The following is a 9,743-nucleotide window of genomic DNA, read 5'->3' on the forward strand; positions in this document are numbered from 1 at the left end:
GATCCGCTGATCTGCGCCGGATGCGGTGCCTGTTCCGCGGCCTGCCCCTCCGGCGCCATTACCTACGATGCACCGCCGGTGGACGCACTGTTCCGCCGGTTGAACACCCTTGCGGAGACCTATCGCAAGGCGGGGGGAACGACCCCCCGATTGCTCGTCCACGATCAGGACCACGGGGCCGAGATGATCGCCCTTCACGCGCGCTACGGCAGTGGCCTGCCCGTCGATGTCGTGCCCTTCTCGGTCGAATCTCTTTCCGTCTTCGGCCATGCCGAAATGCTCGCGGCGCTGGCGAGCGGGTTCGCCGCGGTGGATGTGCTGCTGTCCCCCCGCAGTGAACGCGACGCCCTGTCGGCACAGGTCACGCTCGCCGAAGCGATCTCGGGCGAGCGCCCGATCCGCCTGCTCGATCTCGATAGTCCGGATGAACTCGAAGAGGCCCTGAGCCATGAACCGGTCGAAGGACCGTTCATTCCGGCGATCCTGCCCATCGGTACACGGCGGCAGGTCGCGCGGTTGGCGGGTAAATCGCTCAACCCCGGCGAACATATGTTGCCGCTGCCCGAAAACGCGCCCTACGGCGCCGTATTGGTCGACAAGGATGCCTGTACGCTCTGCCTGTCCTGCGTCTCTCTCTGCCCCTCGGGGGCGTTGGTCGATAACCCGGACATGCCACAGCTGCGCTTTCAGGAAGACGCCTGCCTGCAATGCGGGCTTTGCGCCAACATCTGCCCCGAAGCGGCGATCACGCTGGAGCCCCGGCTCAACCTTGATGACACGGCCTTCAACCAGGTGGTGCTGAACGAAGAGGAACCGTTCGCCTGCATAGAATGCGGCACCCTCTTCGGCGTGAAATCAACGATCGACAAGATCACGGAAAAGCTCGCCGGTAAGCATTCGATGTTTGCGAACCCTCAGGCCGCGAAGATGATCCAGATGTGCGACAACTGCCGGATCAACGCGCAGTACCATTCCACGGATAATCCGTTCCAGGGCAAGGAGCGCCCGCGGGTGCGTACGACGGAAGATTACTTCGGCAAGCGCAGGGATCACTGAAATTGAATGGGGGCGCCCAGATCGGCTGGCGGCAAGGTAGCGGTGTAGGCGATGATCGCGTCCAGTTCGTCGAGCGTGACATCCACGGGTTCGATATGCGTCGGGCGGGCGGGGTCGAAAGGTTCCGTCACGCCGGCGATGCGGGTGAACGGTGCATGCGGGCGCAGCACATAGAAGATTTCGAAGCGTTCCCGCCAATCCGTAAAGGTGCGCATCAGCGCGAAGGAGGGCGAGGAGCCGATGGCTTGCATCCGGTTTTCGTCCGCGACGACGTGGCATCGCCCGCACAGTGCGAGGCTCAGGCGCTTTCCGGCCAGTGCATCCCCGGTCAGCGCCGCCCTTTCCACCGTTTCGGGGGCCGCCGCAACGGCAGAAAAACGCGGCTTGCCGCTCGCTTCGTAGCTTTCGATGGCGCTTTGGCCAACGGTCGAAAGCAGCCACTCCCTGAACCGCTCGACCTCCGGGTCGTCGCTTTCGGACAGATGCCAGACCCGGTCCGGCTGGCTGAAGACGGGGGTGCCCGTATCGCCCAGATAGGCCACGGCGCCATGATCCAGCGTAACGGTGATGCCTGTCTTCAGGGAAAATCGGGGCAGGATATGATCGAGCAATCCAGTCCGCTGCAAAACCGGAGGCACGGCAAGCGCGAATGCCTTGTCCTGTGCGGTGGCGGAACCGGCGATGCAAAGGGCGATCAGACAGGACAACAGACGTTTCAACGGGGTCTCTCCTTGTGCCACGATAGGGGGGGCCTGACCGTGCGGTCAATGATTCAAAGGAGAAGCCGATGAGCGAAGATTTCAATATGTCGATGCGCAAATTTCTCAAGCAGGTTGGGGTGACATCCCAGCAGGCGATCGAGGAAGCGATGCGCGATGCCGGTGATACCGGCGGGCGGACATTTCAGGCGAAAGTCGTCCTGACGATCGAGGAACTGGACCTCGAACATGTCGTGACCGGCAAGATTCAGGGGCAGCCCGACACGTGACCGTCACCCGTGAAACCGTTTTGGCCACGTTGAAGGCCATCGAAGACCCCGTATCCAAAACCGATATTGTAGAGGCCGGACTGGTCCGGGCGCTGACCGTGCAGGATGGCGCCGTGCGCTTCGTGCTGGAAATCGACCCGGCGCGTTCCGAAGCCTACGGCGCGGTCCGGGAACAGGCGGATGCCGCCGTTCAGGCGCTGGAGGGCGTGGCTTCGGTCTCTGCCGTGTTGACGGCGCATTCCAAGCAGGCGCCGCCGCCGGATCTGAAACCGGGCCGCCGCTCTGAACCGGCGGGGCCGGAACGGATACCCGGGGTGGACCGTATCCTCGCCATCGCGTCGGGCAAGGGGGGCGTCGGCAAATCCACCGTGGCGGCGAACCTCGCCTGTGCGCTGGCCGCGGAAGGCCGCCGCGTCGGCTTGCTGGATGCCGATGTCTACGGCCCCAGCCAGCCGCGCATGCTGGGTGTTTCCGGCCGCCCGGCATCGCCCGATGGCAAGACGATCCTGCCCATGCGGAACTACGGCGTCACCATGATGTCAATCGGTCTGATGACGAATGACGATCAGGCGGTCGTCTGGCGCGGGCCGATGCTGATGGGCGCGCTTCAGCAGATGATGAATCAGGTGCAGTGGGGCGCGCTCGACGTGCTCATCGTGGACCTGCCGCCCGGAACCGGCGACGTTCAGATGACGCTGGCGCAAAAGGCGCATGTGGACGGGGCGGTCATCGTTTCGACCCCGCAGGACGTGGCGCTGCTTGATGCCCGCAAGGGGATCGATATGTTCAAGCAACTCAAGACGCCGATCATTGGGATGATCGAGAACATGTCCACGCATATCTGTTCCAACTGCGGACACGAGGAACACGTCTTTGGCCACGGTGGCGTCGCTGCCGAGGCGGCAAAACTCGGGGTGCCCCTCTTGGCCGAAATTCCGCTGCATCTGGACATCCGCGTTGCCGCGGACGGGGGTACGCCTATCGTCGTGTCCAAACCAGACAGTGCGCAGGCGCAGGCCTTCCGTGGCGTGGCGAAGCGGCTGATCGCAGACGGCAAGGCATGACGGAGTCGCCATCCTTTCCGCCGCTCCTTGCCGGGTTGGCGGCCCCGCCCGGCGAGGATCCGTTCCGGCTGGCGCGGGATCAGGCGCGCGGGGGCTGCGATGCGGGTCTGATCGTGCACGACATGGAAGGCGGCGCGCTGCGTGCCGCCATCGTGTTCGCGCCCGAAGTGCCGCTTTCCCGGGCCGTCGCGATGCTGCCGCTCTGTGCGGTCGGCCTTCAGAACGCGATCGGTGCGCTTTCGCCGCCCGAGGTCGGGATGCATCTGGATTGGGATGGCGGCCTTCGCTTGAACGGGGCGCTTTGCGGGCGCATGCGTGCCGCCGCCTCTACGCAAGACCCAAAGGATGTGCCGGACTGGCTGGTGGTCGGATTCGAACTGACGGTTCTGCCCGTGAACGATGCCCCGGGTGAGACCCCGGATGAAACATCGCTCTATGGTGAGGGATGCGGTGATGTCGATACGCTAACCTTGCTGGAATCATGGGCGCGCCACACGCTCGTCTGGATCAACCGCTGGGCAGACGAAGGGGCGGGCCCCTTGCACCGAGAATGGTCCGGGCTGGCATGGCACGCTGACAAAGAGGTCCGGCAGGGCGACCTGCACGGCAAATACCTCGGCGTTGACGAAGATTTCGGCCTGCTGATGCGGGCCGTGGACGGCACCTCACACCTCATACCGATGACCCGACTTCTGGAGACCGATTCATGAGCGATCTTTTCCTCGCACGTGCGATCCATTTCGACGAAAGCGACCGCAATGTCTTTCACGTGCCAGCGCGGACCGGCGAATGGTGCGTGTCCGGCGGGTTCGAGTTTTCGAACTGGTCCGAAGCGGACCTTACCGGCAAGGCCCGCCAGGCTTTCACGAATGGCTGGCTGGGGGTGGAGACCTTTGGCCGTGTGACCTTCGTCGCGGTGACAAAGGCGGAACCTTTCGAGGTGGATGCGATCGTCACCCGTTTGGCGCATCATTTCGTCGATATCTACGGCGCCCCCTCGGTCGAAGCGGCCCGCCCGGTGGCCGAGGAGGAGGTCTCCCAGATGATGGCGCTTTGCAGCGATCAATCGCCGAATACGTTGATCACCGTGACCCGGGAACTGACCGACGGCGGTGTGCGCGAAAGCTACCGCTCCATCGAGCCGCAGGATGCGGGTATCGAACAATTCGCGGTACACGGGTCGCTGGATGACGACGGACACGGCCACTCGCACTAGCCTGCCGCTATCCTACATCCCAAAACGAAAAGCCCCGGTGAAATCACCGGGGCTTTCTTGTGTCTGGGAAAGGAGGGAGAGGCTCAGCTCTCCGCCGCTTCCTCTTTCTTGATCTCTTCGCCGGTTTCCTGATCGACGACCTTCATCGACAGACGCACCTTGCCGCGATCATCAAAGCCCAGCAGCTTGACCTTCACTTCCTGACCTTCCTTCAGAACGTCCGAAGGGTGGTTCAGGCGGCGGTTTTCGATCTGGGAGACATGCACCAGCCCGTCACGCTTGCCGAAGAAGTTCACGAAGGCACCGAAATCGACGATCTTCACCACAGTGCCGGTGTAGACGGCGCCTTCTTCGGGCTCTGCCACGATCGAATGGATCATGTCATAGGCCTTCTTGATGGCTTCGCCATTGGGCGATGCGATCTTGATGATCCCGTCGTCGTTGATGTCGACCTTGGCGCCCGACACTTCGACGATTTCGCGGATGACCTTGCCGCCCGATCCGATAACTTCGCGGATCTTGTCGGTGGGCACCTGCATTGTTTCGATGCGCGGCGCATGGATGGAGAATTCCGCAGCACCCGAAAGCGCCTTGTTCATTTCGCCCAGAATATGGATCCGGCCATCCTTGGCCTGAGCCAGTGCCTTTTCCATGATCTCCGGCGTAATGCCCGCGACCTTGATGTCCATCTGCAGCGAGGTGATCCCGTTTTCGGTACCGGCCACCTTGAAGTCCATATCGCCGAGGTGGTCTTCGTCACCCAGGATGTCCGACAGGATCGCGTAGGAGCCGTCATCTTCGAGGATCAGGCCCATCGCCACACCTGCGACCGGGTTCTTCAGCGGAACACCGGCGTCCATCATCGACAGCGAACCGCCGCAGACGGAAGCCATGGAGGACGAGCCGTTGGATTCGGTGATCTCCGACACGACGCGAATCGTGTAGGGGAAATCCGTAGCCGCCGGCAGAACCGCCTGAAGCGCGCGCCATGCCAGCTTGCCGTGGCCCACTTCGCGGCGTCCCGGAGGACCAACGCGACCGACTTCACCGACCGAGTAGGGGGGGAAGTTGTAGTGCAGCAGGAAGTTGGATTTGAAGTTGCCGTGCAGCGCGTCGATGAACTGTTCGTCATCGCCGGTACCCAGCGTCGTCACGACCAGACCCTGCGTTTCGCCGCGTGTAAACAGCGCCGAACCATGGGTCCGGGGCAGGATTCCCGTTTCGGCCACGATATCGCGGATCTCGTCGGTCTTACGGCCATCGATACGCTTGCCGGTCTTGACCACGTCACCGCGCAGAATGGAGGCTTCGAGCTTTTTCATCGCCGAGCCGAGGTTCGCATCGTCAAGCTGCTCATCCGTCAGCTTTTCCTTGATGCTTTCACGTGCCGCAGCCACGGCGGCGGTGCGCTCCTGCTTGTCGACGATGGAGAATGCCTTGCGCATCTCGTCCTCACCGGCGGACTTCACGGCTTCGTAGAGCTCGGAATAGTCGACGGGCTGGAAGTCGAACGGCTCTTTCGCTGCGTCTTCGGCCAGATCGATGATCAGGTCGATGACCGGCTGGATCTGCTCATGCGCGAATTTCACCGCCCCCAGCATTTCCTCTTCGGTCAGCTCGTAGGCTTCCGATTCCACCATCATCACGGCGTCCTTGGTGCCGGCAACGACGAGGTCGAGACGTTGATCGGGGTTCAGGCGCAGGTCCTGCATGTCGTCCACGGTCGGGTTCAGGATGTAATCGCCATCCTCATAGCCGACGCGGCAACCCGCGATCGGACCCATGAAGGGTGCGCCCGAAAGCGTCAGCGCGGCGGATGCGGCGATCATCGCGACCATGTCGGGATCGTTGACGAGATCATGCGAAAGCACGGTGCACATCACCAGCACTTCGTTCTTGAAGCCTGGGACGAAAAGGGGGCGGATCGGGCGGTCAATCAGGCGCGCGGTCAGCGTTTCCTTTTCGGTCGGACGTGCCTCACGCTTGAAGAAGCCACCGGGCACCTTGCCCGCGGCATAGTATTTTTCCTGATAATGCACGGTCAGGGGAAAGAAGTCCTGCCCCGGCTTTTGCTGCCGTGCATAGGTGACGTTGGCCATCACGCTGGTTTCGCCCAGCGTGGCAATGACCGAACCGTCCGCCTGACGGGCCACCTTGCCGGTTTCGAGTGTGAGCGTCTCTTCGCCCCACTGCATCGATTTTGTAGTTACGTTGAACATCTACGTTTCCTAGTGTCGGCCCCACGGGCCATTTGCGTAGGGGGCATATTCCCCCTGACTCCGGTATCTTCTTTGTCGGGCGCTGGAGTCCGGGCGCCGGATTTCAGATTGCGCGGGCATACAGTGTTTCAGCCCCGATGGGAAGGGAGGCCTTTTGCCGCGTTCCGCCCCGCTCAGGTCGCAAGTTTGGGGAGGCCACACATTGTTTTGCCTTCCGCAAAGCGGGTTGCTAGCGTGACGCCAACAAAGCGGGGAGGGCGGGCTGAATGGAAAAAAGCGGAACATGTCTGATCGTTGGGGCGGGTGACGATACCGGAGCCGCCATTGCGCGGGCCTTCGCGCGGGAGGGGCTGACGGTCTGCCTTGTGCGCAGGGAACGGCACGCGGAAAAGCTCGAAGCACTGGCGCAGTCCATACGGGATGCGGGCCACGGGGCCGTTGCGATGCCCGCCGATGCCCGCGACGAAGACGCGATGACCGCATTGGTCGACCGGATCGAGGCCGATCATGGCCCGCTGGAGGTCACCGTCTTCAATATCGGTGCCAACGTCCGCTTCTCCGTCACCGAAACGACGGCGCGGGTCTATCGTAAGGTCTGGGAAATGGCCGCCTTCGCCGGTTTCCTGACCGGGCGGGAGGCAGCGCGTGTGATGGCGCCCCGCGGGCGCGGCACGATCATCTTCACCGGGGCCACCGCCAGCCTGCGCGGGGGTGCCGGATATTCCGCCTTCGCGGGGGCCAAACACGCCCTGCGTGCGCTGGCACAATCCATGGCCCGCGAACTCGGGCCACGAAATATCCACGTGGCCCATGTGATTGTCGACGGGGCCATCGATTCAAACTTCATCCGCGAGAACCTGCCCGATGTGGACAGCAAGCGGGAGGAGGACGCGATCCTCAATCCCGACCACATCGCGCAGAACTACGTGATGCTGCACAATCAGCCGCGATCCGCCTGGACGCATGAACTCGATCTGCGGCCTTGGAAAGAGAACTGGTAGGAAACCTATGTCAAGAACACTCGAATTCATCTTCGATTTCGGCAGCCCCAATGCCTATCTGGTGCATAAGGTGCTGCCCGACCTGGCCGCACGGACCGGGGCGACGATACGCTACCTGCCCTGCCTTCTAGGGGGGATCTTCAAGGCGACCGGCAACCAGCCACCGATGATGGCCTTTGCCAATGTGCCCAAGAAGATGGAATACGAACGCCTCGAAATGCAGCGCTTCATCGAGAAGCACGGATTGACCAAGTTCAGCTTCAACCCGCATTTCCCGGTCAATACGCTGCTCATGATGCGGGGGGCCGTGGCGATGGACCGCGAAGACACGCTCGCCGAATATGCGGACGCGGGATTCCGGTTCATGTGGGAGGACGGGCTGGACATGAGCGACAAGGAGGTGTTCGCCCGCGCCTTCACCGATGCCGGATTCGATGGCAACGCCTTGTTGGAGGCGACGCAGGACCCGGCGGTGAAGACCGCGCTCGTCAGCAATACCGAAGAAGCGGTGGAGCGCGGTGTCTTCGGCAGCCCCACGTTCTTCGTCGGGGAGGAAATGGTTTTCGGCAAGGAGCGTCTGGATCAGGTGGAAGAGATGTTGAACGCCGACGGATGACTTCGTTTGGTCCGCTCTATGTAGAATGTGGCGGACAGCGAAGAGGTGGGTATGAGCAACGACGACCAGCAAGATCATTCGGGCCACGACCATTCAGGCCATAGCCACATCCCCCGGAACGAACGCAAGATCGCCATTGCCGCTGCCCTGACGGGCGCATTTATGTTGGCCGAGGTGGCGGGCGGTATCATCTCCGGTTCGCTCGCGCTCATCGCCGATGCGGGTCACATGCTGACCGACTTTGCCTCTCTCGTCCTCGCGTGGCTGGCGTTTCGACTTGCCCGGCGACCGGCTGACTGGCGGCTGACATATGGCTTCGACCGCTTTTCCGTACTTGCCGCACTGGTCAATGGCCTGTCGCTATTCGCTATCGCGATCTGGATCACGTGGGAGGCCGTGCAGCGACTGCTCGCAAGCGAGGAGCACGAAATTCTGGGCGGCCTCATGCTCTGGGTCGCTTTGGGCGGTCTCGTGGTCAATTTGGTGGCGTTCTGGGTCCTCACCCGGGGGGAGGACGAGAACCTGAACGTCCGCGCGGCCGCGCTGCATGTGGCGGGGGACCTTTTCGGCTCCATCGCGGCGCTGCTCGCGTCGCTTGTCATCATCTACACCGGCTGGACCCCGATCGACCCGATCCTGTCGGTCCTCGTCGTCCTGATCATCCTGCGCTCCGCCTTGGCCGTGGTCCGCGAAAGCGGCCATATTCTGCTCGAAGGGGCGCCACAGGGGTTCGACCGGCGCGACGTCGTGGCGGCCCTGACGCGGGAGGTTCCCGGGGTTCAGGCGGTGGGCCATGTGCATGCGTGGTCGGTGACGCAGGAACGACCGATGGTGACGATGGAAGTCACCGTGGGGGAGGGGGCAGATCCTGCAGCAGTGAAAAACGCGGTGAAAAAGCTTCTGCAGGAGCGGTTCGGTATCGAACATTCAACGGTCGAAACGCATTGAACCAGCCAGTTGGACGACCGGAGCGGCATAAAGAAAAAGGCCGCCCCAATGAATGGCGCGGCCCCAAGGTTTTCGCTGTCGGACGTTCTGCAGCTTAGCGGCGCAGGCCCAGACGCTTGATCAGGTCCTGATAGCGGTCTTCGTCCTTGTTCTTCACGTAGTCGAGAAGCTTGCGGCGGGTCGCGACCATCTTCAGAAGACCACGGCGGCCGTGGTTGTCCTTCTTGTGGGTCTTGAAATGCTCGGTCAGCGTGGCGATGCGCGAGCTGAGGATGGCAACCTGAACTTCGGGCGAACCGGTGTCGCCTTCCTTCGTGCCGTATTCCTTCATCACGCGTGCTTTTTCTTCGGCTGTGATCGACATCGGGGTCTCCTTTGCAAAGGGTTGATGAATGGCGCAGGCCGGGATGTCGTCCAGCTCAGGCCCGTGGAGGTCACCGGCCAAGGATTCGACCGGAGATGTGGGCGTATAGGAAAGATCGGCGGGCTTGGCAAAGGGTTATTGAACGCGATCTGCATCACCCGGAAGGATGCTCACCGCGGCGGCGGATGAACGCGGCATCAGTGCAAGGTCCGGCGGGCCCAGATCGTGATCCCCGGTGATCCGCGCCACCAGCCGGTCATCGGCGTAGATA

11 protein-coding genes are annotated in these 9,743 nt (G+C 62.4%); 8 read left to right on the plus strand and 3 right to left on the minus strand.

The genetic code is table 11. The annotated features are described in order from the left end of the window. Window positions 1–1,056 (plus strand): 4Fe-4S binding protein (locus A3764_RS19770; RefSeq protein ID WP_201722476.1); only part of this gene is annotated, 1,056 nt, incomplete at its 5' end. Here the strand turns inward: A3764_RS19770 and A3764_RS19775 are convergent. Further along, a complete protein-coding gene (locus A3764_RS19775) occupies window positions 1,050–1,775 on the minus strand; it encodes a hypothetical protein (RefSeq protein ID WP_067919425.1) in 726 nt (241 codons plus the stop codon). The two genes, A3764_RS19770 and A3764_RS19775, sit on opposite strands and share 7 nt — an antisense overlap. 68 nt (window positions 1,776–1,843) lie before the next feature. Between A3764_RS19775 and A3764_RS19780 the strand changes: the two genes are divergently transcribed. Genes A3764_RS19780 through A3764_RS19795 form a run of 4 tightly spaced genes read left to right on the plus strand, consistent with a single transcriptional unit; the run spans window position 1,844 to window position 4,324 of the window. Next, on the plus strand, window positions 1,844–2,044 hold the full coding sequence (locus A3764_RS19780; RefSeq protein ID WP_067919426.1) for a DUF6494 family protein: 201 nt from the start codon (window positions 1,844–1,846) through the stop codon (window positions 2,042–2,044). Next, window positions 2,041–3,108, plus strand: a complete 1,068-nt coding sequence (gene apbC / locus A3764_RS19785) for an iron-sulfur cluster carrier protein ApbC (protein WP_067919428.1) — start codon at window positions 2,041–2,043, stop codon at window positions 3,106–3,108. The genes A3764_RS19780 and apbC overlap by 4 nt, the downstream gene beginning before the upstream one ends. Next, window positions 3,105–3,818 carry a biotin/lipoate--protein ligase family protein gene (locus A3764_RS19790; RefSeq protein ID WP_067919430.1) on the plus strand — a complete coding sequence of 238 codons (714 nt, stop codon included), beginning with the start codon at window positions 3,105–3,107 and terminating at the stop codon, window positions 3,816–3,818. Before apbC ends, A3764_RS19790 begins: the two co-directional genes overlap by 4 nt. Then, the gene (locus tag A3764_RS19795) at window positions 3,815–4,324 is read left to right on the plus strand and encodes a DUF6505 family protein (RefSeq protein ID WP_067919432.1); all 510 of its coding nucleotides are present in this window, start codon (window positions 3,815–3,817) and stop codon (window positions 4,322–4,324) included. The genes A3764_RS19790 and A3764_RS19795 overlap by 4 nt, the downstream gene beginning before the upstream one ends. An 83-nt stretch (window positions 4,325–4,407) precedes the next feature. On the opposite strand, the gene pnp is transcribed toward A3764_RS19795, so the two are convergent. After that, window positions 4,408–6,543, minus strand: a complete 2,136-nt coding sequence (pnp, locus tag A3764_RS19800) for a polyribonucleotide nucleotidyltransferase (protein WP_067919434.1) — start codon at window positions 6,541–6,543, stop codon at window positions 4,408–4,410. A 266-nt stretch (window positions 6,544–6,809) separates the two neighbouring features. On the opposite strand from pnp, the gene A3764_RS19805 reads away from it, so the two are divergent. Genes A3764_RS19805 through A3764_RS19815 form a run of 3 tightly spaced genes read left to right on the plus strand, consistent with a single transcriptional unit; the run spans window position 6,810 to window position 9,108 of the window. Continuing rightward, the gene (locus A3764_RS19805; RefSeq protein WP_067919436.1) at window positions 6,810–7,544 is read left to right on the plus strand and encodes an SDR family oxidoreductase; all 735 of its coding nucleotides are present in this window, start codon (window positions 6,810–6,812) and stop codon (window positions 7,542–7,544) included. A 7-nt stretch (window positions 7,545–7,551) separates the two neighbouring features. Next, complete coding sequence (locus A3764_RS19810) at window positions 7,552–8,160, plus strand: 2-hydroxychromene-2-carboxylate isomerase (RefSeq protein WP_067919438.1); 609 nt, start codon at window positions 7,552–7,554, stop codon at window positions 8,158–8,160. Window positions 8,161–8,211: 51 nt separating this feature from the next. Then, window positions 8,212–9,108, plus strand: coding sequence for a cation diffusion facilitator family transporter (locus tag A3764_RS19815; RefSeq protein WP_067919440.1), 897 nt, complete (start codon window positions 8,212–8,214; stop codon window positions 9,106–9,108). 94 nt (window positions 9,109–9,202) lie between these two features. On the opposite strand, the gene rpsO is transcribed toward A3764_RS19815, so the two are convergent. Next, entirely contained in the window at window positions 9,203–9,472 is a 270-nt protein-coding gene (gene rpsO, locus A3764_RS19820; protein ID WP_067919442.1) for a 30S ribosomal protein S15, read from the minus strand. Between the last annotated feature and the right edge of the window lie 271 nt (window positions 9,473–9,743).

The organism is Sulfitobacter sp. HI0129 (assembly GCF_001635395.1).
Taxonomy (GTDB): Bacteria; Pseudomonadota; Alphaproteobacteria; order Rhodobacterales; family Rhodobacteraceae; genus Sulfitobacter.

Excerpts from the sequence above, each read along its gene's own strand:
- A3764_RS19780 (WP_067919426.1), top strand. The coding sequence starts at position 1,844 with ATGAGCGAAGATTTCAATATGTCGATGCGCAAATTTCTCAAGCAGGTT.
- A3764_RS19790 (WP_067919430.1), top strand. The coding sequence starts at position 3,105 with ATGACGGAGTCGCCATCCTTTCCGCCGCTCCTTGCCGGGTTGGCGGCC.
- A3764_RS19795 (WP_067919432.1), top strand. The coding sequence starts at position 3,815 with ATGAGCGATCTTTTCCTCGCACGTGCGATCCATTTCGACGAAAGCGAC.
- pnp (WP_067919434.1), bottom strand. The coding sequence starts at position 6,543 with ATGTTCAACGTAACTACAAAATCGATGCAGTGGGGCGAAGAGACGCTC.
- A3764_RS19805 (WP_067919436.1), top strand. The coding sequence starts at position 6,810 with ATGGAAAAAAGCGGAACATGTCTGATCGTTGGGGCGGGTGACGATACC.
- A3764_RS19810 (WP_067919438.1), top strand. The coding sequence starts at position 7,552 with ATGTCAAGAACACTCGAATTCATCTTCGATTTCGGCAGCCCCAATGCC.
- A3764_RS19815 (WP_067919440.1), top strand. The coding sequence starts at position 8,212 with ATGAGCAACGACGACCAGCAAGATCATTCGGGCCACGACCATTCAGGC.
- rpsO (WP_067919442.1), bottom strand. The coding sequence starts at position 9,472 with ATGTCGATCACAGCCGAAGAAAAAGCACGCGTGATGAAGGAATACGGC.